The organism is Chryseobacterium jejuense, from assembly GCF_017877355.1.
GTDB classification, from domain to species: domain Bacteria; phylum Bacteroidota; class Bacteroidia; order Flavobacteriales; family Weeksellaceae; genus Chryseobacterium; species Chryseobacterium jejuense_A.
Genome location: NZ_JAGIPR010000002.1, coordinates 401,190 through 426,924, shown reverse-complemented (window position 1 = coordinate 426,924; position 25,735 = coordinate 401,190). Strand labels below are relative to the sequence as shown.

Genomic DNA, 25,735 nt, shown 5'->3' with positions numbered 1-25,735 from the left:
ATTATAAATATACACTGAATTTTTCAAAACTTTGCAGAAAAAAATGAAAAAGACAAATCCGCTTTGGCTATTGACGCTTCTGGTCATGCTTCCTCAATTTGTAGAAACTATTTACAGTCCCGTTTTGCCAATGGTTCAGCAAACATTTGGAGTGAATGAAGAATCTACAACCTTAACAATAAGTCTGTATTTTATCGCGTTTGCTCTGGGAGTGGCATTTTGGGGTGTACAATGCGACAGAATCGGAAGAAAAAAATCGTTGGAATATGGGCTGATTACTTATGGAATTGGGACTTTTGCTGCCATTTTTGCTCCTAACTTTATGGTTTTACTTACAGCCAGAGTTATTTCCGCATTTGGAATTTCTGTAGGCTCCATCGTTACTCAGACGATTCTGCGTGACACCTATGACAAAGACCATATCAGCAAAGTATTTTCATGGATTGGGATTGGTTTATCCATCAGTCCGGTCATAGGAATGACCACTGGTTCAGTACTGTCTTCTTCAGCCGGCCATCAAGGGGTTTTTATTACTTTATATCTGGTGGCAGTGGTATTTTATATTCTTTCCAGAAGAAATGTTTCTGAAACTCACCATTCCAGAAAAGAAATCAATTTTAAGATTCTATCTGGTTTATTAAAGCGAATGCTCAGAGACCGTGAAATCATCAGATGCTGTTTATTGGTTATGAGCTTTAATGTTTTGTTGTTTTCCTATTATTCACTGGCTCCTTTTATTTTCAAAGAACAGCAGTATTCATCCTATATTTTTGGATACAGCAGTATTATATTGGCTGCAGGAACTTTTGTGGGGGCAAAACTGAACAGATTTTTGTTGTTGAAGAATATTACTCCTAAGGTTTTGGTTACCTCCAGTGTGACCGGGTCATTTACAGCATCTGTTTTGGTATGGGTCTTAACAGGTTATGGAATTTATTTTCTGATTCCTTACTTCTTTATTGTGATGGCCTTCAGTATAGCTATTCCAAATATTCTAAGCACCGCGTTAATCAATTATAAAAACGAAACCGGAAGCGCAGGAGCTTTGCTGGGGCTTATTTATTATGTACTGATAGGAAGTGGTTTGGTAAGTATAGGTTTTATTCAGAATCTGGGAATTTCATGTCTCATTTTTTCAGGAATTGGAGTTCTTACCTTATTGATCCTCTACCCCAAAGAAAAGGCCGTTTAAGTTATAAGCGGTCTTTTCTCTTGAATAATATGTTGATAAAAACAACAAAGGGCTATCTATTTTTTCATTGTTCTATACTGGTTTCCTGATTCATTTAGTCTCATATTCCTTTTTCAGATCCTTAAATTTTTCTTTGTAAAAACTTTTATCATTCGCTGAAGGCAATACTTTTAATTCTTTCAAATGAATCTTGGAATCAGTGTTTCTGAATTTTGTTAAAGTTAAAAATTCATCATAGAAGACTTTATCATAAAAATAAGGTAACTCACTTTTATGTACGGCTATCAAAGCAATACTTTTATTTATTCTCTCATATTTTAAACCAAGTATCAATTCTTTTGATTCCCATTCATTGATTACAACATTCGGATCATCCTTTTTTAATTCAATCTGCCGATAATTCTTATCTGCTGAGATCTGTTTTACAAGATCCTGATAGGTCTTATCTCTATTATTTTTCGCATCAGCTTCTAAATATCCTTTAAAACCAATGATTCTTTCTTTATTACAATAGACAGCCATATAATCAACCTTATGATCTTTGAAAGGCTGCCATTTTTCCTGAATCTGAGCGCCCTGTAATACAACCCTACTATGAACCTCATCTATATAATTATGATACCTCAACGGATATGTTTTATTACTAAAAACATTTTTAGGTTCCTGCAGAATATTCAAATCTGTTTGTCCGGATTTTGACTGGCAGGAAATCATCATCAGATTGAGAAAAAGAATGATGAGTGTATATTTGATTTTCATTTGATTATATAATTTTTGCCTTTCAGCAACATCTTAAGTTCTTTACAGAATAACTTCCAAAGGAGCATTTTTACTTTTTCTGTATAATAATATATACTCCAAAAATGCATCGTCTTTGTTTTCACTATCAATATAAATTCCCGGAGCTTCATTTTTCTTCTGGAGACCGGCCAATTTTCCGTTTCCATAAAACACAAGTTTATAGTTTTCTAATGGAAAAAGTTTAACTTTTTGGTTTTGAATTCCATCAACATAAGATTTCTCAACCTGAGATTTCTGATCCTGTGTATAATACATTGAAGTAAAGATATTCTCCTGCCTCCATTTTGCCAATGTTTTATATTTGGATAAATCTGCATTTTTAAATGCTTCCGTATACTCTCTATATACTTTTTCTATTTCTTTTCTCACTGCTTCCGGGTCTTCCTTGGTAAGATCAACTCCTTGTCTCCAATCAATCAATTGATAAGGAATATTGGCTTCAAATGATTTTTCTATGCTAAAACTGCCAGTATTTTTAGGCTCAAAAGCGATTGTTTGATAAGAAAATACAGATTTACTCTGCTGTGCCTCTCCTTTCGGATATTCATTAATTGCTAAAGATACATCCGCATTGGAAGGAAATGATATTCCATCTATAGAGAACATTTTTAATGAAATTTTTTGTTCACCACTTTTGGGTATGAAATTATTGACAGGCATCCGGAATACTGTAGCACCAATTTGATAATGAAAATAAACAGGAACATCATTAATATACACCTCGAAATAAGCCCCTTGAGCCTCAATCTCCAGTTCGTATATTGGCTGATTGATACTGATTTCATTTTTAATTTCCTGGGGATTATATTTGCCTGAACATCCAACATTTCCGATTATCATCAGAAATAATATTATAAAAATCTGTTTACTCACTAAAGAACTGTTTTTAGCTGATTTATTCATGGTTAAAATACGATAAATTCAATTATCCTCTCATCATCCCATGCTTTCTAAGAATAGCAGCCAATAGCAGCTTTTCCCTGCTATACATCACCTTCATTTTTGAAAAAATATTTGTTCCATCATCTGTTCTCCAAAAACAGACTATTTTTCAGATCAGGAAGATCTGCTTCCGGCAGACCTTTCTTTATCAGTACAAGCAAGGGTTCAATCTCATTGTCATAATATGATCTGTTGATCTGATAGGGATTATTGTTATTATTAATGATGGCACAGATGATTTTATTCCACCAGCCTTTTTTCTCCTCATATTGCACCGGCTGGGTAAAGAACATATACAAAGAATATTTTCTGGAAGGAAATTGACTAGAAATCACAATAGCATCAATGGAATTAAAGGCTATTTTTTCTTTAAGGAATGGATTTTCAAGAATTAAAAAATGATCTTCTGAATAGAATTTATAAAACATAGATTGTTAGGTTTTAGGTGTATTATTCATCATTTTGATTTTAACAAAAATTTGATTTCAAACAACAATAATACGACGTAATAGCCAATCACTGCAGTGCCTAAAATTAAAGTATTTTCCCATAAGTTGAAGTACTTTAAAAGCAGCCCGACAGGAATTCCGTAGATTACAGCCCATACAAAACAAAAAACTGAACCTCTTCCACTTATAAATATATCATTTGCTGAAATTCCATATTCACCCGACTGGCTTATAAAACTTATCAGATTCGTCAACATAATGATAAGAACTGAAGTTAGTAATTGAATATTATTCCAAACTGCGATCACAGAACCTATGGTGAATAAGGAAAACAATATAATGTACAGTCTATAATTTGCAGGATCATTTTTCGTTTTGGTATTTTGACCAAGCCCTATTAGAAAAAAGCTGACTGATAACAGAAATATTTCAAACTCAATCTTTTTTTCAAAAACGGTGAGGAAATTTTGTGGATCCACATTGTTTATCAAGCTAACCCATGTGAAAATAATTCCGACATATTTAAAAGCCGGAGCGAAAAAACCAAAGGTTCTAATGCTTTTATTTTCTGATAATTTCAAAATGAAATACCTTATTTAAAGTCAGACCAATCTCCGGAGTTCAACTTTCCTTTCAATTGATTTACATACGCTTTATTACAAATATACAAATGCGTTTGTGCTAAATTATCACTTTCTATTTCCTGGATTTCTTTCTTATCTTTTTCGCTTAATATGGTATGCGGCTGATCAAAATCAAGCTTTTTTCCGGAGACAATCTGGATTAATCTGTCATCTAAAACCCATGTATAGTGGTAAGATTTAAACAATGAGAACTCTTGTATTTCAACAGTAGGTTCTTTGTAGGTTTTTGTTAATTGATTTATTGTATTTTGAACTTTGTCATAAGAGATTTGGCCTGTAGCAGACATTAGCATCAAATCCCCTTTTTCTGTAGTGAATGCCTCCAATTGTGAAAAAGTAAGTTCCCTGAACTTTGCGACCGTATCTTCAGGTGAATAACTTTTTACATCGTATTCTATTCCCACTATTGTATTTCTATCTCCATACAAGCTTACATCATATTCATTAACGGTCTTCTTTTCAACATGATTGAGGTCTCTTATTGAACCTGCCATTGATTTTTTGTAAAATTTCTCAACATTCAGGGTCAAAGAAAGCTTTTCTAAGTCAAAAATATCCTTCCCATATTCCTGCGACTGACATGAAGTAATTGCTAACAATAGGAAAGAATAGATTAATAGTTTTTTTCTCATATTAAATTGCGTTTTAGGGATGGTAAAAGATCTGTATTTAAAGATTATCTTATCACTTCTAATTCATCAGAGTTTTGTGGAATGAAAAGCATTACAGGAAAAACATCTTCTGATTTATGACCTTCCTGTTTCTGAATAATTCTTAATGCAGGTTCGCCATCAATTGTTTCTAATGAAGCTAAATGTCCATTTGCATAAAATTTCACAACTGTATTATCTAAAGGTGCACTTTTTATATTAGGTTTAGACAAAAGATCTTCAAGCTCCTTAATACTATTTTCCTGATCTTTATCTGTCAGATAATAAAAACTTTTAGATTCTTTCATACTTTTGGCCAACTGTTTCATAAATTGCTTGGTGTCCTTTTCATCCAAAGCTTTATGCAATACGGCAAATTTATCTCTTACTTTCTTTTCAATACCAGGAATCCCCTTTAAGCTTTTGGATTTACTCCAACCCTCAACATGATAAGGCATATTTGATATATGAAACTGGCCAGTATAACTCCATTTCTTAGAATTCTTTTTATCTATTACCGCACTGGATAGATCAAAAATGACTTTACCCTGACCCGAAGATGTTAAGATTTTATTTTTATCATAATTATCCAAATAAAAGACTTTCAAACTAATATCAGCATCTGATTCTATGTTTTCTTTATTCTTAAAAGGATATAAAATTACTTTTACATCCTGTTTCCCGGAACTTATGATACATGAATTAATAGAAGTGATTCCATTAGCTATTTCAGCGGGTTTTGTATACCGCTGAACAAGAATATCATTGATATATATTTCAAAACCACATTTTTTATTGTAATCATAATCTATAAAGTAAAAAGTCTTATTCTCATTCGAGTTTTCAGCTGATACACTTTTAGTTTTCTGACTACAGGAAAAACTAGAAATCATTAAAAATATAAGCAATATTCTATTCATCATTATGTATTTTTAGTGTTGCTTTGTGGGTAGTGAATAATCAAATTCTATTATACTTTTCACCCATCATATTTCTGATACTATATTTAAGAAGATATATTCCTAGCCCCAGAGGAATCAAGGACAGACACAGTACAATAAACGGCGAAAACCATAAATACCAAAGTCCACCCCGAATGGCTTTTGAAGGAGCAGCTTTATCATAATAAATTGTTACTTCATTTGACCATTCTTTACTATTACTGCTATAATCAGCATATAGTGTATAAGACCTGTTAGCAGTGTCATAATAGCTAATGATCGGAGAATAGAACCTTTTATATTTATTCTTCTCTTGCTTTCTGCTTTCTGTATAGCTTGTAATATGTCCTTCCGTTTTTACACCACTCAACACCAAACTGGTATGCTTATAAAATTTTTCTAAGCTGTAATAAAGTCCTTTTCCCCCGAAGCCAAGGAATAAAAGCATACATACAAGGAAGAAAAAGCTTACCCAGAAACTGTTATTTTTCATGGTTTAATAAACCTCAAGTTTTCCAGTTTTTGAAGAGCGATAAAGCTGTAAGCTGAAAAATTTGATTTTTCTTTTATCATCAATTGAATAAAGCACGGGCTTACCTTTGCTGGATGTTAATTCTACAATTTTATTATTAGGATTAATGTTAATTTTATATCCTTCAATAGGTTTCATAAACCCTTTACTGGCAATTACTCTGCTCTTTAAATTATTTATATATTTTTGAGTGTCGTTAACATCCAAATACATGGAAGTTGTTTCTCTTTTGAAAGAATTCTTATATATTTCACTGTATCTATTTGCATCACCTGAATTAATAATAGATAAAACCTCGTTGTATTTATTCAATACATCTTCACTCAGTTTGTGTAAGTCTTCTTTTGCTAAGTCGCTTGCTGAATTTAATGGATTCTCATTTTCATAATCTACATCTGCATTGAATGACCATGTTTCAAATACCATTGGCTGGTTTTCATTATAAGGCTTCAAGGTGAAATCTTTCACTAATACCAAGTCTCCTTCATCTCCATTTTCACTATAATAAAGAGATATTTTTACTCCTTTTAAATATTCCGGAGACAAAATATTACTATCAGAACTATTTATTTTTATACTGACAGTCTGCATTCCTTTACCTGAGATTAGAGGATTTAAATATTCCGAGGCAATAGCAGTACCATCCTGATCCGTATATTCAGATAGAGATATCCCGTTACAAAAAACTTCATAATTTCCACGTAAGGTGTAATATAAATAATATGTTTTCTTTTTCAATTCAACAGACTCTTGCTTGCTTTTCATAGCTTTTCCACACTCATAAAAACAAGTAAAGGATAAAAGGAATATTAAAAATTTCATTGTAGTTACGCTTAATTTCATTGTAAGTTAACTTTAGCCTCAGAATATACTCTATTTTTATTTGAAAACAGGAATATTTATTTTACAACCATATGATTTACAATTCATTACTTTTTCTCAACTTTTGAAAGTTCTATATCTTTATTTCGTTTACCTTCCATTCTCTTCTGCTTAATAATTGTAATCAAAAAAGATAAATTAATGGCCAATAATCCTGCTGGCACAAAAGAGTCTTCTGTTTTTCCCGAAAAATAAACTCGTACAACATATAGAAGAATAAATATTGGAAATGCAATAAAAAAGCTATACATAATAATACCAAATCGACTATAGGCACTGAAAGAGGTATCTTGCCTCTCGTATCTTAATTGAAAATATAGAAAAACAGCAAATAAGAGACATGGGACCAATATTTCAACATTTTTTATCATTATTTCATTAAGTCCTATCACTAATTCAATAAAGCTACCAAATGGGGATTTCAATATCAACAGAGTAAAAATTGATACTAAAATAATGAGTGCAATCAACATAGATATCAAAGCCTTCTTTTTATTAATTCCGTGTTTCTCCATATCATGCAGATAGTTCAAATAAATAGTTTTCAATTTAGCAGACTTATTATTATTCCTAATCTTCTTATAAAAGAGATATAGGAATAAAATTTCTGCCTGAAAAAAATTGATAACAACGGCTTTTTCAAATTCAAAAAAAGATTCTCTATTTAGGGAAAACCATTGATTAATATATGAGTTAATAAAAACATATACGATAGCATATATTTGAAAAAACAGAAAAAAATTTCTTACTATAAATCCTAAAAGCCCATGTATTCTAACCATCAAAATCCTTTACCAAGCTTTTAATTCATTACTCCCTTCAGGCATATATAAAAATAAAGGATCGCCACCTTCAATTACTTTCCCTGCTGAGTTCTCACCTTTCAAATACAATAAAGGGTTGTGGTTTCTTTGCCATAATGCTACAATTTTATTATTTGCATAGAATTGCATATAATAATTTTCAATAGGAATAAAAGTTCTATTTTTTAGTTTAGAATCTACAATCCCATATTGATTCTCACTTTTATTTTTCACTTCCTGAATATCAGTATATGTTGCATTATATACTAAGGCAGCAGAGTGGGCACTAAGGCTTGTATATGCAGCTACATCTGATTTTCCACAAATGGTTCTTACTTCATTATACTTTTTTACCACCAGCTCTTCAATATTAGGAATTTTATTAAGGGCAACTGCCTTATCTAACTCTTTACTATAATCAAAAGGAACTGTAGCATCAAAATCAATTGTATGTTCATAAAAAGGAAGTTTTTGACTTTCTAATCCTTCTGGCAAAGTAAATTCAGCTATTTTTTTGTAATCTTTTAAAGAACTACTTTTATCAGGTGCATTAAAAATATTAATTTTAACATGGGCATACTTAGTAATATATTGGTCTCCGTCCTTTGGATAAATTTTAATTTTTAAAGTTTGCTCACCACTTTTAGTAATCATCACGTTTAAAGGTAACATAATACTTTCTCCTCTATTCTCTGTTAATCTATAGTCAACATTGTTTTCCATTTCAACAACCAGTTTGCATCCTTGTTTATTCATTTGTAGCGAATAGACAGGTGTGGTACTATATGAATGGATGGAATTGATGGCTGCGTCTTTTATCTGACCATAAATATTGGAACAAGCAAACGCTCCAATATTTATTAGAAAGAACAAAAGATAAAGATTTTTACTCATCATTTTTTATTTTATTGAATCTCTTCACACAGATAAAAGTATTTTATCCTTTCATCATCCCATGCTTTCTAAATATATTTGCTAAAAGAAGTTTTTCTCGACTATAAATAACCTTCATCGTGGAGAATACATTCGTTCCATCGTCCGTCCTCCAGTATGAACTTTCTTTCAAATCAGGCAAATGCGCCTCAGGAAGACATTTCTTTATCATTAAAAGTAAAGGCTCAATCTCATGATCGTAATAGGTTCTTTTGATCGTACAAGGATTATTATTGTGCACGTGAATAAACGTGAAAATCCTATTAATCCAACCTTTATTGGCTTCATATTTTATCGGTTGAGTAAAGAACATATATATAGCATATTTTCTGGAAGGATACTTATTAAAAATCACAACATCATCAATAGAATCAATTCTTATTTTTTCTTTGAAAAAAATCGTTTCAATGACTAGAAAGTTTCCTTCTATGTATTTATTTAAGAACATACAATAGCTATTTAATTTTAGATTAATAATACCATTAATTGAAACACTCTATTCGTTAGAATATATCTTTATGCTATTATCTTATCAGAGAAAGAGAATCACCTGGCTTTTTTCGATGAAAAATAGCTTGTTCATAGATAATATTATCAGTATCATCATCGGAAATGAATTTTAATCCTATTGGTTCATTAGGTATTCTTAATGCAACCAGCTTGCCTTCCGCTAAAAAAATCATTTCATAATTCTCAATAGATACTTTGCCTATAGCTCCTTTAAATTTAGGTATAAACAAAACTTCCCTTCTCTTCATTTCTTCATCATTAAGATAAAACGACCCGCATAATTCTCTAAATCGAACATTGGTTAGAGATTTATATTTATCGATGTTGTGAGTCTTGAAAATAGTGTACAAGTCATCATAAAAATCTTTCAGTTCTTCAAATAGCAGTTCCTTATCTTCATTTATAATGTTTACGGAATTTACCCAACCTTCATGGTTATAAGGGATACTAGCATCAAATTCACCTCTGATATGAAGTTCTTTTCTTAAATCTTCTTCTTTTGAAAAATCAGGAATTGAAATTTCAGAAATCAATAATCTTGGTTTAGACAAATCTAAAGAATCTCTAACGGAAATCTTAGCTTTAACAATCGCTTTTTTATTTATAAAATCTTCATCTTCATAAGGCATCAGGCTTAATGAGTAAAATTGTTTGCCTGATGATAATAAATTAGTGTTTACAGGCCAATCTACTGCTACACCTCCTGGTTCATAGTTTGAAAAACAAGGAAGTCCATTTATTTTTAAATCAATTGAACATTCACGGGAATCAATTGAAAACTCATATATAGGATTCTTATAGTTATGCTGCATTGTGGTTATATTAATTTTCTTTACAATCTTTATCCAAACATATAGGAGAAAGATCTATTGACATTGTATTTTTATCGATATTAGACTTAACAACAGCTATATTCACTGTGTATTCTTTTTCTTGCAATTTAGAAATTGTTATGGCATAAATTTTATCCGGAAAATTCCATTGATAAAGTTTTGAGTTAGAAAATTCCAATCTTTTATTGGGTTTAAGTTTAACTCTATATTTACCATATTTTTTATCCAAATCATTAATGAGATTACCAGGATCTCTATTGGTTTCTATAAATGATGTAAAGGCTTGTATTTTTTTGTCTTTATCTGCAATTACATCTACCCGATTGTTGCTAAGCTCCATAAGGTTAACTATGGATACCTTAGCATTCTTATCTTCAATTTTATTTCGATATAACCAAGCTTTACTTTTTTCATTTGTTCTATCCAGCTCAACGTGAGGAACCTTTGAAAATAATGTATCAATATTTTCTTTAAAAGTTACTTTATCTAAATCTATACTCCCTTCCTTAGATCCTAGATACTTAGGATTTTCTTTTAATTGGGATTGGCAGTTTTGAAAGACAACAAATAAAGCCAATAGCAAGAAGAATTTGATATTATATTTTTTATTATTCATCTGTATAATTTTTAGGATTTTCAAATAATGTTTTCTCATCAAATAGTTTAAACTTTTCACTTTTCTTTGGCTGTCCAGTTATTTTAGAGGCTGTAATCATATAACAAGTAATAGTTATTTCAGCAGGATTCCAGACTCCTTTTGATGTTTCATATTGTTTACTTTTCTCTTTATCATATCCGTAGGTCTTTGTAAATGTAAAAGTGGTACTAAGCTGCCCTTCAACTTTCCATTTTTCTAATTTTTGCTCAGGATAAGTCCTTCCACCTCTGGTAACAGCTGCAATTGTAATAACATCATCACTTTTACACCCTGCTTTCACACTAATAGGTACTTCCACAGTAACCACTTGTTCACCATGGCTTCTACTATCCAATCCATCCACTCTATTATAGGATAAAGTGAAATCAAATTTAACTGCCAGACCTGCTTCAAATGTTATATAGACTTCAGAGCTAGTCAAAGTTTCAACTGCAAATATAATCCAATCTATAATTTTACCTATTAATCCCGCCTTCCCAATAATAGGAACCATATCAACACTGATCGTTATTCCGATGAGAGGGTCTGCCCTAAATCCACCTTTATAAATAGGTACAATTTCTTTTGTGGTAGCTTCTCCAAATTTTTTACTGAGGGCAAATCCAATATTAGGCGGGTCTATAGCAAAATCTATCTCAATAATTTTTTTACTTACAGCCGCGCTATCTGCAGGATTTGTACCATCCGGATTTAAGATATTAAGAACCTCAAGACTCGCATTAAAACCTGAAACGAGTAGCTCAACAGTTCTTTTTATTCCATCAAATCCTAACGAGTGTTCATTGCCATTTTCTACACATTTACCAGCAATAGACCAACCTAAATTAGCCGTTTCTTTAACTTCAACATTCAGCTCATCTCTTAAATACCTAAAGTTGTATCCTCTATGATATGCATTTAATCTAGTTCTCTCAAATCTAAGTTTATTAGAATAACCAGCTCCAATAGTAATTAAAAATGCCAGTTCCCATTCAATATCCGGATACACTTTAACCTTTACCAGCTGGTTAGGGTATCTGCATGTGCTTACCGGCAAGAAAAAAGTTTGAGCAAGATCATCAGATAGAATAAAATATCTAAATAACCACAAAGTATTTACTAAACCATTATTTTTGGGTCCCAGATATTTCTTTTGGGTATCCTCTAAGGCCGTTCTGTTATACAAATACTTCAACATCAAGGTAATTTTCTCATTACTATCAATCTTGTAATCAGTCCCTTCCTTCCACTGCTGAACCCCAGAAACTTCATATACATTATTTGTTTTTACAACGTCTGTATCATTTTCATTTTCTTTGGTTGTTGCAACTCCTGCACCTTTCTGCTGTTCATGGTGAGTAGCATCAGCCTGTCTTACATGGGTAGCTCCATTTTTTAAGGCAGCATATACTTTGTCTACTTGGAAGACATTCTTTTTTTCAGAATGTTTTTGCCCATCTTCAAGTAATAAGCCTTGACAAAAAGTATCTTGTGTAGTAAGTTTATCGAGAGTAATGGAAATATTCTTCCTGGTATCTCCTGTTATGATAGCAAAACTTTGCTCAGTTTTATCAATTGATCCAACGGCTGCCATTTCATCAAATATAACCAAAGGGTCTCTTTCCTTATCATCCTCATCTTTTACCGTAATCTTTGAATATCCACATGGATCGAATTCTCTTTGCTTATATTCAATATCCCCAATATACTGAATCATGTTGTTTTTCTCCTTCTCAATACGCTCAAGGTATTGATCCATCAACTCTTCGGAAACCATAAACCTGCTGGAAATGGAGTTCTTTTTATCTACATCCTGCAATTTTAGTAATTTGCTATCGTAATTTACCAAATCAGTTGTAGGCTCTTTGGCAAAGTTTTTAAAATCAACTCTTTTCCAGTCTTCTCTTTTCTTATCTTTAGGGGTTTTTAGTACTTCAACAGCTATCGTAAAATCTTTCTTTTTATTCTCTCCTTTTTTCCAATCAATATTGATATTGAAATTGTGGCGTAGGTAAATATTATGATTACTATCAGATTCGTATTGCTCTAACTCTTTTATAATGATGTTCTCCCAAAGATTTAAGTCCTCAAAATCACCGGTTTCAGTCAATGCTGCCTCTTTTCCAGTATTTTCAAATAGAAACACCCTGGCTTTATACCTATTTTTCTCATCAAAGTTAAACCCATGAAACATCACTGTAAGATTAGCTGTTTCCCCGTAATGCCTTAATTCTTCACTTTTATTGAAATATGCAAAATTAATCAAAGGTTTATTTACAGGGACAATGTAAAAATAAAACCCAGTTCCAGGGCTATCACTAAACAGCTCAATTCTCTGCTTATATCCATAATAATAAACATCACCTTGAGGATTGAATGCAATACTGTTTCCTACCTTATAATTTGTTCCCAGCGCATATTTGCTGACAACTTCTGTCCCTCCACTGAGTGGGCCCCAAAGATTGGTTGTTATATCTTTCTGCTCTGCATTTTTAAAGCTCTGAAAAAAAATATCATATATAAAAGCCCATCTTGCATTTGCAACAGTATGTTTGGGATTTTTTGATTTTCCCCCTACACAAGTTTCATCCACAAAGAACTCATTCGTATCTTTTGTATATAAAACATAAGTCCCCCCCTTTTTTGGCTCAAATGTTTGACCGTTGACCTTCCAGTAACAGCCCTGCAATCCAACTGTATTTTCAATATTACTTGGCATAATTATTCAGCATTTAAGAATTTATAAGGATCTTTTTTGTCAAGGTTCTTCATATCCATCACCGGATTCACATGCGACTGCAATTCACTATCCGCATTCTGAAGATTCTTTTTGGTAGGTTCTCCCATTTGTCCGGATTTCATGATAGAAATACAGTCTGTTCCTCCGATGGGACAGGTTGCTTTGCTGTCTTGCAGCAGGATATAGCCTCCGGGTGGATCGTAGAGTTCTTTTTCGTAATAGCCGCTCCATTGGGTTACTACAGCAGAACATGGGGTATTATTTTTTTTGGCGCATGAACCGAAAGTGTTCTTCTCAAAGGTAGCTCCGATATCTTTATGGGTAGCAGCAAGCTTACTGCTACCAGCATTGTCATTCACATAATATTTGGTTTGCGTAAGTACTTTCAATTTATCCGGAGCAGTGCCAAATTTACATTGACAGATTGCTCCCTGTACTACTTTTTCTTTTAGTGACATTTTGGTGTGTTTTTGTAAAAATAAGTCTTTTTGTTGAACTGATAAGGGCTACCAATCATTTTCTATTCTTTCGAAATTATCAAATCCCCATTTATTAGGCGGAACTTTTACAAGGCCACCCGTAATAAAAGGACTGCTCTCATCCAGTACTTGGTCTTTATATTCCTCTGATCCAATCTGGTATTGGGTATAATGTATCTTTTTCACGAACACTTTTTCCCCCGACCAATCTCTTGAGAATACTTCAAAATAAGCTCTTGTGTGCATTGGAAAATGATGATACAGATCATGATCGAAAGTGACCTTAAGCGTCATATAAAGAGTACCATCTTCATGATGCCCCTCAGGGTAAAAATACCGCGGAGCCAATAATTCTTCGCTCTCAAATTCTATAACAAAGGAATGATAATCTGTAGGAAATTTATCGATGGTCTGTATTCCCGAAAACTTCAGCGGTCCTCGATAGGAAATCACGGAAAGATACAGATCTCTTTCTACTCTTCTGGTATCTCCGTAATGAATGAATTTGGGATGAAAAAACAGGTTCCAGAACCAGTCATTGTGCAGACTTTGTTCAATAACTGCTTTATTTTGAAGCTTACTTTCAAAACCGGCAAAAAAATCATCCAATTCTTTACTGCTGTATTTATCAGATATTTTTGATTTTTGAATCTTCCACCTTTCCAGCATCTTATCATGATTGATAATCTCACCTGTTCCCGTTCCTTTTTCATTAAGATCTACTTCCACAGGGTAAATAGTAGCAGATAATGCTGATGAAATAATCTCATTGATCTGATCTGCTTCATGCTGGTTGTAAAAAATATCTTCCTTATTAATGCTTAATGATCCCTTTCCATATTCAACATTCAAATTCGCTGCTATAGTATAATCTATTCTTTTGGAAGGTTTTTCCTCATTACCGGAATAGTATTTCACAGATACTCCATACCTTCTCCCTTGAAGTCCGGAAGGTTTTATTTTGATCGTATTTAGTCTGTGTAAAATTTGTTTTTTAGATAATCTGATCTCCGACATTATTAACTTAGCGTATCTTTAGTGTTTCCCCAAAGTTAATAAAATTCTGTTTATCACCCATTTTGGATAAATAGGAAGTCATACAATTGTTTTAACTCCTTGCTACAGCCAGATTGCATAAAAATAATTTTGATAAAAATTTGCTCAGGTTATTTAAATTATATACAATTTTACGCGATTGAAATTCTAACGAAGGAAGAATCTAAGCAATATACGAGATTCTTCCTTCGTCAGAATGACACAATCATAACAGAATTAGTGTAAAACTATATAGTTATCTAATAAAATTATATAAAGCATCAAAAAACTTAGGATACACTTCAATATGTGGAAGATGGCCTACATTCTCAAGTTCCACCAACTGGGATCCTGCAATTTCACGCTGGGTTTTCTTTCCCAGTTCCTGATACTGCCCCATTTTGGACTGAAGTTCCTTGGGAGCCCTGTCTTTTCCTATTGCTGTTCTGTCTCTGGTTCCAATAATCAGTAAAGTCGGGACTTTTATATTTTTGAATTCATAACAAACAGGCTGGTTATAGATCATATCGGAAGTCAGAGCAGCATCCCATGCCACCTGCGGATAGTCTTTATGAAGAGTCCAGCCGGCAATAAGATCAAGCCATGGCTGGTATTCTGCCTTCCATTTGTTGTCATAATAGAATTTCAACTGATAATTCTTATAGGTTTCAGCTGTATTCTTAAGCTCCGATTGGTAAGCCTGATCTATATTCTGATAGGCAGCAAATGTCTTATAATCTTCAAGCCCGATAGGATTTTCAAGGATTAACTTTTGTACTTTTTCAGGATAAAGCAAGGTAAACCTTGTAGCAACCATCCCTCCCATGGAATGCCCCAGAACAATTGTTTTATCAATCCCTAATTCATCCAGAATAGCTTTTGTATTTTCGGCCAGCTGTGAAAAAGAAAACTGATAACTGTGAGGTTTTGAAGACTTCCCAAACCCAATCTGATCCGGAATAATGACCCTAAAACCTTTTTCTGAAAGATCTTTGGCTGTTCTTTCCCAATAAGCACCATTAAAGTTTTTTCCATGGAGAAGCAGAATGGTTTTCCCATTGGCTTTTTGAGGCTTCACATCCATATAAGCCATCTTCAGATCGTTATCCTGTGATTTTAAATTCTTAACATGTACTTCGTAAGGATATTGATACTCAGACAACATCGCATCCAGTGGTTTTATTTGTGAAAACAAGATTCCTGATCCGGCTACGAATGCTATTGCAGTGGATATATTTCTGAAATATCTCATGGTACTTTACTTTAAGCTTTTAAAATTAAAAAAACCGCTCCAAAAGGAACGGTTTTCAACTGTTATTTTTAGTTAAATATTATTTTTTTAAGACAATTCTGCCATAGAAACTTCTTTTTCCTTTTTGGATGGAAGATTCATTAAAACAATAGCGAAAAGAATCAATGCAATTCCTACCCACTGTATTAAAAATACTTCTTCACCCAATAAAACGAAGGCCATTGTTACTGAAACCGGAAGTTCCAATGAAGAAACGATACTTCCCAGTCCTAGTCCTGCATTCGGGAAACCGATATTGAACAGAATGGGTGGAATAATCGTTCCAAACAAAGCTAAAACAAAACCATATGTCAAGAATATTGAATAATTGAAAGAGTGAATATGCTCTGTATTTTCTGTGAAATTTAAATAGAAAGCTTTTAATCCGTCAAAATACATAGGCCCTATCTGTGCAAAGAACAGGAATGCAAAAACAACAACGGAGCCACCTGCCAGCATAATAATACTCTTCCTGAAAACAGGCAGATGAGTAGCCAACGTGTTCGACGTAAACATCGTTAATGTATACGAAGCCGCCGCCATCAATCCCCAGAAGACTCCATGCCAATCCAGCTCGATCTCCATGTTAATAAGGTTGGTAGCTAAAACAGTTCCCAGTAATACGATAATTACAGCAACAATTTTTCTTACATTCGGCAGTTTTTTGGTGATAATACTTTCCACTACTACACTGAACCATACCGACTGCATCAGCAATACAATAGCAATGGAAACATTGATATACTGAACTGCAATATAATAAAACAAACTTGTTCCTCCCAATGATGTTCCAGCAAGCATCAGCATTCTGACCTCTTTGGAGCTTGGCATTGATAATTTCTTTTTTGAGGTTAGGGTTTGAATCAAATTCAGGATCAAAAGTCCTGCTAAACCTAGTACAAATTGGGATGTAGTTACTTCAGACGTTGTAAAACCATCATGATAGGCCATTTTCACAAAAGTGGCCAACATTCCGTATATACTAGCACCAATTCCTACAAATAAAACACCTTTTAGTATATTTTTCTTCTTCATAATTTTTTTAACAGCCTGCAAAGGTACAACATATAAATTAAATTATTTTGAAGTATTGACATGATAGATAAATGAGATCGCCGCAAGCTTTGCTTGCGGTGATCTTTCAAATTGATTATAGTTAGTTATTTTTTAACAATCACTTTAGAATTAGCTTCAAAACCAACAGCTACTCTATGTGTGGGATTACAAGCTAGGAGCTGCTCCATTAACTTTTCTGCAACACGCTTCATTTTGGTATAGCTATCATTAGTAGTAGAGCTTCAATTATCCAGCATGATGACATAATCAATACCTTGTTGTGCCTTAAAGCCACTCCATGACATTACAAAAATGTCAGAAGAAAGAATAAAAAAGTTTTTTTCATGGTTAAAATTTTATTTTGATTTATGAAAACAGTATTTTTATCACAGTACCATGATGTATTTTAATCTATTTTAAATAAATAATGAAAATTTCACCAAAATATAAACCTAACAGGTTTATTCACTGTTTCCGTTATTTTATCTACAACTATTCATCATTGTGATCCTTTCCTAGCCCCGATAGGAACGGTTACCCCACAGCATGAGCCGGAGAATTTGGGGATCCCGGTGTTGGAGTGCGATGGCGCGAGGAGTATGAGTGGATAGCGGGAAAAAGCTCCTGAAAATAAAGTACACAAAAAAGCCGCTCAAATGAGCGGCTCCTTATTTATAAATGGTTCAAAGATTATTTACCTTCTTCCATTTTTCTTTTCAACTCTGCTAATGCATCGATGTCTCCAAGAGTAGATCTTTCTTCGTTGTTTGAAGAAGAAGATACGTTTCTAGAAGAAGATTCTTTAACGTTTTTCTTTTCTTCGTCTCTGAAGATCCCTGTGTGAGAAACTACAACTCTCTTAAATTCTTTGTTGAATTCAATTACTTTGAATTGAGCATCTTCACCTTTTTTGATTTTAGATCCATCTTCTTTCTCTAATAATCTTGAAGGGCAGAAAGCTTCAACCTCAGCATCTTCGAATTGTACAGAAGCTCCTTTATCGTGAACTTCTACTGCTTTACCAGCGTGGATAGTTCCTTCAGCATATTTAGTTTCGAATTTATCCCATGGGTTTTCAGTCAATTGCTTGTGACCTAGAGATAATCTTCTAGCTTGGATATCCAGTTCAAGAACTACAACATCTAATTTATCACCTACTGCACAGAACTCAGATGGGTGCTTGATTTTCTTAGTCCAAGAAAGATCAGAGATGTAGATTAATCCGTCGATACCTTCTTCTAGCTCTACGAATACACCAAAGTTAGTGAAGTTTCTTACAGTTCCTACATGCTGAGATCCTACCGGATACTTAGCTTCGATGTTTTCCCATGGATCTTTAGACAATTGCTTGATACCAAGAGAAATTTTTCTTTCTTCTCTATCTAAAGTTAATACTTCAGCTTCCACTTCATCACCTACTTTTACGAAATCTCCAGCAGATCTTAAGTGAGTAGACCAAGACATTTCAGAAACGTGGATTAATCCTTCAACACCTGGAGCGATTTCTACGAATGCACCATAGTCAGCAAGAACTACTACTTTTCCTTTTACTTTATCTCCAACTTTCATGTCAGCAGAAAGAGCATCCCAAGGATGAGCTTCTAATTGCTTCATACCTAATTGGATTCTTGTTTTCTCATCATCGAAATCAAGGATTACAACTTTTACAGTTTGTCCGTCCTCTAGGATTTCAGATGGGTGGTTCACTCTAGACCAAGAAAGGTCTGTAATGTGGATCAATCCATCAACACCTCCTAAGTCAATGAATACACCGTAAGAAGTGATGTTCTTAACAGTACCTTCAAGAACCTGACCTTTTTCAAGTTGAGCGATGATTTCTTTTTTCTGACCTTCGATATCTGCTTCGATCAATGCTTTGTGAGAAACCACTACGTTTTTGAACTCAGGGTTGATTTTCACAACTTTGAACTCCATAGTTTTTCCTACGAACTGATCGTAATCTTTAATTGGCTTAACGTCAATTTGAGAACCAGGTAAGAATGCTTCGATTCCGTGAACGTCAACGATCATACCACCTTTAGTTCTAGATTTAACAAAACCGTTAACGATTTCTCCAGTTTCGTGAAGTTCGTTTACTTTATCCCAAGCTTTAAGCGTTCTTGCTTTTCTGTGAGATAATTGTAATTGACCAGTTTTGTCTTCTCTCTTGTCAACCATTACTTCTACCTCATCACCTACTTTTAGGCCTTGGTTGTAACGGAATTCGTTAAGAGAAATAACACCTTCAGATTTGAAGTTGATGTCTACGATAGCTTCTTTATCAGTTAATCTTACAACTCTACCAACTAAAACGTCATTATCGTTTAGGCTGTTAAGAGATCCGTTGTAGATTTCTTCTAAATCGCTTTTTTCTTTTCTTGCATCTGCATCAAGACCTGATTCGAAAGAATCCCAATCAAATTGTTCTGGTGCTACGTTTTGGTTTAAAATAACCTCTGCTGAATTTGTCTCTTTTGACATTTTCTAATAAAATTTGTATTCCTTCTTTTTTAACGGTTTGAATAAATGCGGATTTAAAAAATACGGAAGTAATTAATTATAAGTATTTTACTCTTCAAACCTTTTCGCCACAAAAGTGGGTGCAAAGATACGTTCTTTATTTAAGATAAACAATATATCCCGTTCTATTTTCATTGAATATCAATAGAAAATCTAACTTTAATGTAATACATTTATTAGCAAAGTTGTTTTACCATAAGAGAACATTGTGCTAAGCAGTCTAATTAAATACAACAAATCATGCAAAGAAAAAATCTTTTTATTTTAATCGGTATACTATTCTGTAGTATCAATACCATAAGAGCCTGTACTATATTTTCATGCTCCAGAGCTGGGGAAGTATTTGTTGCAGCTAATGAAGATGATACCACACCATTTACCAGAATCTGGTATAATCCTGCTACCAAAGACCGCTATGGATCCATCAGCTTTGGAGCACCTGATATGCAGACTGCCGCAGCAATAAATGAATATGGCCTGTTCTATGATTTTGCAGCAGCTAATTATGACCTGAGTAAACTGCACCTAAAGAACCCTTACAAAGGAGATCTGATGTGGGAAATACTAGGAAAATGCAAAACCGTAAAAGAAGCCATGGTCTTTTTAAAAAAATATGATTATGCCATATCTGCCAAGGCCTTACTTGCTGATAAAGAAGGAAATTCTATTGTGATCACCCCCGGAGGAATCATAGAAAAGACAGGTGACTTTCAGGTGAATTCAAATTGCAATATGATCAATGGAAAACTTTCATGCAGAAGGCCGGACATAGCCAATGAAATGCTTGCCACCTCTAAGGAAAACACCATTGGATTTCTAAAAACTATTTTAGACAAGACGCATCAGGAAGGGGAACTGAATACTTTATATTCTACCATCTGTGACCTTAAAAAAGGAATTATCTATGTATATCTTTTTCATGACTACAATACGGTATATAAAATTGATATAAAATCAGAACTCAAAAAAGGTTACCGCATCGAAAATCTGGCGGATCATTTTCCTGCTTCATTCGCTTATGAAAATTTTTCAAAAAACCATTCTTTATACCTTAAAGAATTTATTTTTCAAGAAATACAGGATAAAGGCGCTGATACCACAATCAACCGTTATATTGCTGAAAGTGAAAAATCGGATTCCAAGAATAAAAATCTGGATCCAGCTCTCCTCGAAGTGGCTCTACAGTTGATTAAATACTCATGGAACGAGCACAATAATGGAGCCATGTGGGATTACTGGTTCAGCAAACCTAACGGATATGACGCCAACCCCTACAAAGACACCCGTCTGGATTCCGCTGAAAAACTTCTAAAATACCTCTCGACCAAAGAAGAAAAAGATCTCAGGCTCCGCAATTTCATGTACGAAATATCAGGCTTCATCAATTTCACTCAGGGAAACACCAGTACCGCCAAAGAATTTTATGAAAAGGCCATTTCCAAACCAGAGGAAGCTTATCCTATTACTTTATTAAGGGGAAAAGAGATACTCAGTAGATTGAAATAGGTGGAAGATATTAGAATTTCAGATTGAGACTGAAGTTTACACTGAGATTAGGGTTATTATTTGACTATCCCTATATCCCCACCCTTAAATCCTTGCAACCTTAAACCTCTTTCCCTCTCATACCCGAATCTCATACTCTGTACCCTAAAACTATCCCACCTTGAAAATCAGCATACCGTAATTCAAAAATTCCCTAACTCGAAACTTGCTCTCTAAATTCACTACCTTTGCACCATGGAACTACAATCAATTTATCAAAAGCTGCAGATTCAGGATATGAATCAGATGCAGAAATCTACTTATAAAGCGTCTGAAAACAATACGGATATTGTTTTGCTCTCTCCTACCGGATCAGGAAAAACCCTTGCTTTTTTACTTCCTGTTCTTAGAAACCTGAAAAAGAATGTTCAAGGTGTTCAGGCATTAATATTAGTTCCTGCCAGAGAGTTGGCATTACAGATTGAACAGGTTTTCAAATCAATGGGAACTGATTTTAAAGTTTCCGTTTGCTATGGTGGACATGATAAAAAGATTGAAGTCAATAATTTAATTGAAGCTCCGGCTGTTTTAATCGGAACTCCCGGAAGAATTACCTATCACGTAAGAAATAATAATTTTGATCCTAAAACAATCAAGACATTAGTTCTGGATGAATTTGATAAGGCTTTGGAACTAGGTTTCCATGATGATATGGAATTTATTTGTAGTTCTTTAAAAGGGCTTTCTCAAAGAATTTTAACGTCTGCAACAGCAATGGATGAAATTCCTGCATTTACTGGTTTAAAAGATGAAAAAGTAATCAGTTTCCTTAAAGAGAATGAAGTAAAACCGGATATTCAGCTAAGAAAAGTAATGACTATTTCTGAGGAGAAACTGGATACATTATTCAATTTGGTTTGTAAAATCGGAAACAAGAGAACTCTGATCTTCTGTAACCACCGCGATGCAGTAGACCGTATCTCTGAGCTTCTTCACCAAATGGGAATCGACAGAGAAACTTTCCACGGCGGAATGGAACAGGATGAAAGAGAACGTGCCTTACTGAAATTCAGAAATGACTCGGCAAGAATCCTAATTACCACCGACCTTGCTGCCCGCGGACTGGATATTCCTGAAGTGGAATCTATTGTACATTATCAGCTTCCTCCAAAAGAAGATGCTTTCATTCACAGAAACGGACGTACTGCAAGAATGAATGCCAAAGGTTTTGTCTATCTGATTATGACGGAAGAAGAAAATTTTCCGTTCATCAAAAACGATACCCCTGAAGAAAGTGTTGCCGGATTTACTAAAGTTCCACAGAAAACACCTTTCCAGACAATTTACATCAGTGCAGGAAAAAAAGACAAGGTTAATAAAGTGGATATTGTAGGATATTTGCTTAAAAAAGGAGAATTACAAAAAGAAGATGTGGGTGTTATTGAAGTAAAAGACACTACTTCTTATGTTGCAGTTTCCAGAAATAAGGTAAATGCTCTTTTGAGAAAGCTCCAGAATGAAAAACTGAAAGGAAAAAAAGTAAAAATGGAAGTTGCTTATTAAGCCTACCACTCAATACCATATGGTCATTGCGAACGAAGTGAAGCAATCTCATACCTGCAACCATGTTGAATGATAAGAGATTGCTTCGTCGCTATGCTCCTCGCAATGACACAAAAATTATTTTACTCCTCTCACTCTCATCGGAAAAGTATATACCGATTTTGAGGCCGTAATGAATAAGACATCATTATTTTCTCCTCCAAAGGTCACATTGGAAGTCCATTTTTCAGGAATAGAGATGTGATAAATTTTCTTTCCATCACGGTTAAAAACATGCACTCCGTCTCCTGTTAAATAAAGATTTCCATGTTTATCCAACGTCATTCCATCCGAACCCATTTCACAGAATAATTTTTTCTCAGACAATTTTCCTTCTCCCAGAATATCATACACATACGTTTTCCCGGCATCAATATCTGAAAGGTATAATTTTTTTAAAGTCTCACTGCCTACAATTCCATTGGGTTGGGTGAAGGTGTCTAACTTATTCATCTTTCCGTCTTTATTTCTGTAGTAAAGGCTTTTATTAGGTAATTCTTCCTTAAAATCTACCCAATAATCTCTTTTGTATAAAGGGTCTGTGAAATACATACCTCCAAAAGCATCATTCCACACATCATTAGGACCATTCAATCTTTTACCTTCAAAATTTTTGAATAATACTTCTACTTTTTTATCTTTTGAGATCTTCCACATTTCTCCATTATCATCTGAACAGGTAATCAGGAAACCATCCTTATCAAAATGAGTTCCGTTTGCTCTTCCTGTTTTATCTAAGAATTCTATAACCTGATTGGTTTTCCAGTCCCAGTAATAGATTTTATCATTAGGCTGATCGGTAAAATATACATTTCCCTCTTTATCTGCTGACGGGCCTTCTGTAAAACTAAATTTATCAGAAACCATTTTAGGTTTTACTCCTTCATAAAACATTTTACTACTATTTACTGATTGACAGTTTACTAATGCGAAAACCAAACCAATCAGGCCTGCTTTACAAATATTCTTCATACTTCATTTTTAGATCTGCAATTTACGATATGCTTTTTTGCTTTCAAAAATATTTTCTCCTATTGATACATTATTTCACAAAACACAAAATGTCCCAATTGTCCTATTTTTGAAGTAGATCATATTAGGAGTCGACAGATATAATTCAGAGCTTTGCAGTAGAGGAATCAATACCGTTTATCTATAGAAATTCAGTTTGGTAAACAGGAATTGATCCGGATAACAAATATTACTAAAATACTTTTATAGCATACGATAATGAGCGCAGAGTCCAACAATATCAAATCCCTGGAAATTGAAAATGAAGATTTTAGAAATTCGGTAGGAACAATGGATGAGACCGGAAAAAGAAAATGGATCTTCCCAAGAAAGCCGAAAGGAAAATATACCAATTACAGGAACTATACCAGTTATGCTTTATTGGCTTTATTCTTCGGATTACCTTTTCTAAAGATTAACAATAATCCATTTTTCTTATTTAATGTTATTGACCGAAAGTTCTTTATCATTGGACAGCCATTTTACCTTCAGGATTTTTTTATCCTTGCCTTGGGAGCGGTTACCTCTGTCATTTTTGTCATGCTGTTCACCGTGGTTTTTGGAAGAATATTCTGCGGCTGGCTTTGTCCGCAAACCTTATTTATGGAAATGGTATTCCGCAAAATAGAATACTGGATTGAAGGAGACCGAAACAAACAAATGAAGCTCGACAGACAGGAATGGGATGCTGAAAAGATAAGAAAGAGGCTGACAAAATGGTCTGTATTTATCCTGATTTCTCTTACCATCTCTACTTTCATGTTCATGTATATTGTAGGATATGAACAGGTCTTCCAGATTATGGTTGAAGGTCCTTCAGAGCATCCGTTAAAGTTTATTACAATGATCTTTTTCACGATGACTTTCTATTTTGTCTTTGCATGGCTTCGTGAGCAGGTATGTACTCTGGTTTGTCCTTACGGACGACTTCAGGGGGTTCTAATTGATAAACAGACGATCAACGTATATTACGATTTTAAAAGAGGGGAAGGCCGTTCAAAATGGAGAAACAATGAAGACAGAAAAGCGGCTGGTAAAGGAGATTGTATAGATTGTAATCAATGCGTTGTAGTCTGTCCTACAGGAATTGACATCAGAAACGGTCAGCAATTGGAATGTGTCAACTGTACAGCTTGTATTGATGCCTGTGATGAGATTATGGATAAAGTAGGCTTGCCTAAAGGTTTGATCCGTTATGCCACTGAATCTGAAATTGAAAATCGTGAAAAGTTTAAATTCACTTCTAGAATGAAGGCTACAACAGTCATTCTTGCTCTTTTAGTAGGATTCCTTGGCTTTTTAATGTATGATCGTGGTTCTATGGAAGCTAAATTCATTAAGCCTGCTGGTTCTACATTCTTCATTAAAAATGGTAAAATTACCAATACCTTCATTTATACACTTCTGAATAAATCTAATGAGAAAAAAGTTTTGACCATTAAAGTCATCACTCCTGAAGATGCTGAAATTACTTATTTCGGATCTGAAAAGATTATTTTAAAAGGAGACCAGATCTTAAAAGGAAATATCAACATATCTTTCCCTGAAGATAAAATCAAATTCTCTAAACAAAATATGACGATTGGTGTTTTTGATGAAGAAGGAAAAATGGTAGATTCTTTTGAAACTACGTTTGAAGGACCATTTAAGCTTGTGTTGTGATAAAGAGGTAAGATTCGGGGTTTGGAATGTACAAAGATAACATACAATCTTCAACTGATAACCATCCCTATAAACTTCAAACTTCGAATCTTGAGCCTTGAACTT

At 33.8% G+C, this 25,735-nt stretch carries 24 protein-coding genes; 4 read left to right on the top strand and 20 right to left on the bottom strand.

From position 1 onward, the window contains the following. The first annotated feature begins 43 nt into the window (after window positions 1–43). Window positions 44–1,192, top strand: a complete 1,149-nt coding sequence (locus tag J2772_RS05665) for an MFS transporter (protein ID WP_209914214.1) — start codon at window positions 44–46, stop codon at window positions 1,190–1,192. Between the two features lie 90 nt (window positions 1,193–1,282). On the opposite strand, the gene J2772_RS05660 is transcribed toward J2772_RS05665, so the two are convergent. The 19 genes from J2772_RS05660 to rpsA all read right to left on the bottom strand — a co-directional run bounded on the left by J2772_RS05660 (window position 1,283) and on the right by rpsA (window position 19,831). Next, a complete protein-coding gene (locus J2772_RS05660) occupies window positions 1,283–1,951 on the bottom strand; it encodes a hypothetical protein (RefSeq protein WP_209914211.1) in 669 nt (222 codons plus the stop codon). 42 nt (window positions 1,952–1,993) lie between these two features. Beyond that, window positions 1,994–2,833, bottom strand: a complete 840-nt coding sequence (locus J2772_RS05655) for a hypothetical protein (protein ID WP_209914207.1) — start codon at window positions 2,831–2,833, stop codon at window positions 1,994–1,996. Between the two features lie 182 nt (window positions 2,834–3,015). Next, on the bottom strand, window positions 3,016–3,363 hold the full coding sequence (locus tag J2772_RS05650; protein WP_209914205.1) for a hypothetical protein: 348 nt from the start codon (window positions 3,361–3,363) through the stop codon (window positions 3,016–3,018). Between the two features lie 29 nt (window positions 3,364–3,392). Beyond that, a complete protein-coding gene (locus J2772_RS05645; protein ID WP_209914202.1) occupies window positions 3,393–3,965 on the bottom strand; it encodes a hypothetical protein in 573 nt (190 codons plus the stop codon). Window positions 3,966–3,976: 11 nt separating this feature from the next. Then, a complete protein-coding gene (locus J2772_RS05640) occupies window positions 3,977–4,660 on the bottom strand; it encodes a hypothetical protein (protein WP_209914200.1) in 684 nt (227 codons plus the stop codon). Window positions 4,661–4,704: 44 nt separating this feature from the next. Further along, complete coding sequence (locus tag J2772_RS05635; protein ID WP_209914197.1) at window positions 4,705–5,598, bottom strand: hypothetical protein; 894 nt, start codon at window positions 5,596–5,598, stop codon at window positions 4,705–4,707. 40 nt (window positions 5,599–5,638) lie between these two features. Then, window positions 5,639–6,112, bottom strand: coding sequence for a DUF3592 domain-containing protein (locus tag J2772_RS05630; protein WP_209914194.1), 474 nt, complete (start codon window positions 6,110–6,112; stop codon window positions 5,639–5,641). A 3-nt stretch (window positions 6,113–6,115) separates the two neighbouring features. Further along, entirely contained in the window at window positions 6,116–6,973 is an 858-nt protein-coding gene (locus tag J2772_RS05625; protein ID WP_209914191.1) for a hypothetical protein, read from the bottom strand. A 107-nt stretch (window positions 6,974–7,080) separates the two neighbouring features. Next, window positions 7,081–7,815, bottom strand: a complete 735-nt coding sequence (locus tag J2772_RS05620; RefSeq protein ID WP_209914188.1) for a hypothetical protein — start codon at window positions 7,813–7,815, stop codon at window positions 7,081–7,083. Between the two features lie 9 nt (window positions 7,816–7,824). Next, a complete protein-coding gene (locus J2772_RS05615; protein WP_209914186.1) occupies window positions 7,825–8,730 on the bottom strand; it encodes a hypothetical protein in 906 nt (301 codons plus the stop codon). A 43-nt stretch (window positions 8,731–8,773) separates the two neighbouring features. Then, window positions 8,774–9,217: a hypothetical protein gene (locus J2772_RS05610; RefSeq protein ID WP_209914182.1), complete on the bottom strand. Its 444-nt coding sequence runs from the start codon at window positions 9,215–9,217 to the stop codon at window positions 8,774–8,776. 76 nt (window positions 9,218–9,293) lie between these two features. Beyond that, window positions 9,294–10,091 carry a hypothetical protein gene (locus tag J2772_RS05605; RefSeq protein ID WP_209914179.1) on the bottom strand — a complete coding sequence of 266 codons (798 nt, stop codon included), beginning with the start codon at window positions 10,089–10,091 and terminating at the stop codon, window positions 9,294–9,296. Window positions 10,092–10,101: 10 nt separating this feature from the next. Further along, window positions 10,102–10,728, bottom strand: coding sequence for a hypothetical protein (locus J2772_RS05600; RefSeq protein ID WP_209914175.1), 627 nt, complete (start codon window positions 10,726–10,728; stop codon window positions 10,102–10,104). Beyond that, entirely contained in the window at window positions 10,721–13,468 is a 2,748-nt protein-coding gene (locus J2772_RS05595) for a hypothetical protein (RefSeq protein ID WP_209914172.1), read from the bottom strand. Before J2772_RS05595 ends, J2772_RS05600 begins: the two co-directional genes overlap by 8 nt. Before the next feature lie 2 nt (window positions 13,469–13,470). Next, window positions 13,471–13,947 (bottom strand): DUF4280 domain-containing protein, encoded by a 477-nt coding sequence (locus J2772_RS05590; protein WP_209914170.1) that lies wholly within the window; start codon window positions 13,945–13,947, stop codon window positions 13,471–13,473. A gap of 48 nt (window positions 13,948–13,995) precedes the next feature. Beyond that, window positions 13,996–14,985, bottom strand: a complete 990-nt coding sequence (locus J2772_RS05585; RefSeq protein WP_209914167.1) for a hypothetical protein — start codon at window positions 14,983–14,985, stop codon at window positions 13,996–13,998. A 274-nt stretch (window positions 14,986–15,259) separates the two neighbouring features. Then, on the bottom strand, window positions 15,260–16,255 hold the full coding sequence (locus J2772_RS05580; protein ID WP_209914164.1) for an alpha/beta fold hydrolase: 996 nt from the start codon (window positions 16,253–16,255) through the stop codon (window positions 15,260–15,262). An 87-nt stretch (window positions 16,256–16,342) separates the two neighbouring features. Then, a complete protein-coding gene (locus tag J2772_RS05575) occupies window positions 16,343–17,329 on the bottom strand; it encodes an EamA family transporter (RefSeq protein ID WP_209914161.1) in 987 nt (328 codons plus the stop codon). A gap of 711 nt (window positions 17,330–18,040) precedes the next feature. Next, entirely contained in the window at window positions 18,041–19,831 is a 1,791-nt protein-coding gene (gene rpsA / locus J2772_RS05570) for a 30S ribosomal protein S1 (protein ID WP_045494893.1), read from the bottom strand. 279 nt (window positions 19,832–20,110) lie between these two features. On the opposite strand from rpsA, the gene J2772_RS05565 reads away from it, so the two are divergent. Together J2772_RS05565 and J2772_RS05560 are read left to right on the top strand one after the other, a co-directional pair. Next, window positions 20,111–21,376 (top strand): hypothetical protein, encoded by a 1,266-nt coding sequence (locus tag J2772_RS05565; protein ID WP_209914157.1) that lies wholly within the window; start codon window positions 20,111–20,113, stop codon window positions 21,374–21,376. Between the two features lie 234 nt (window positions 21,377–21,610). After that, window positions 21,611–22,918 carry a DEAD/DEAH box helicase gene (locus J2772_RS05560; protein ID WP_209914154.1) on the top strand — a complete coding sequence of 436 codons (1,308 nt, stop codon included), beginning with the start codon at window positions 21,611–21,613 and terminating at the stop codon, window positions 22,916–22,918. Between the two features lie 117 nt (window positions 22,919–23,035). Here the strand turns inward: J2772_RS05560 and J2772_RS05555 are convergent, their stop codons facing one another. After that, a complete protein-coding gene (locus tag J2772_RS05555) occupies window positions 23,036–23,929 on the bottom strand; it encodes an SMP-30/gluconolactonase/LRE family protein (RefSeq protein ID WP_209914152.1) in 894 nt (297 codons plus the stop codon). Window positions 23,930–24,187: 258 nt separating this feature from the next. On the opposite strand from J2772_RS05555, the gene ccoG reads away from it, so the two are divergent. Further along, entirely contained in the window at window positions 24,188–25,630 is a 1,443-nt protein-coding gene (gene ccoG / locus J2772_RS05550) for a cytochrome c oxidase accessory protein CcoG (protein WP_209914149.1), read from the top strand. Window positions 25,631–25,735 lie beyond the last annotated feature (105 nt).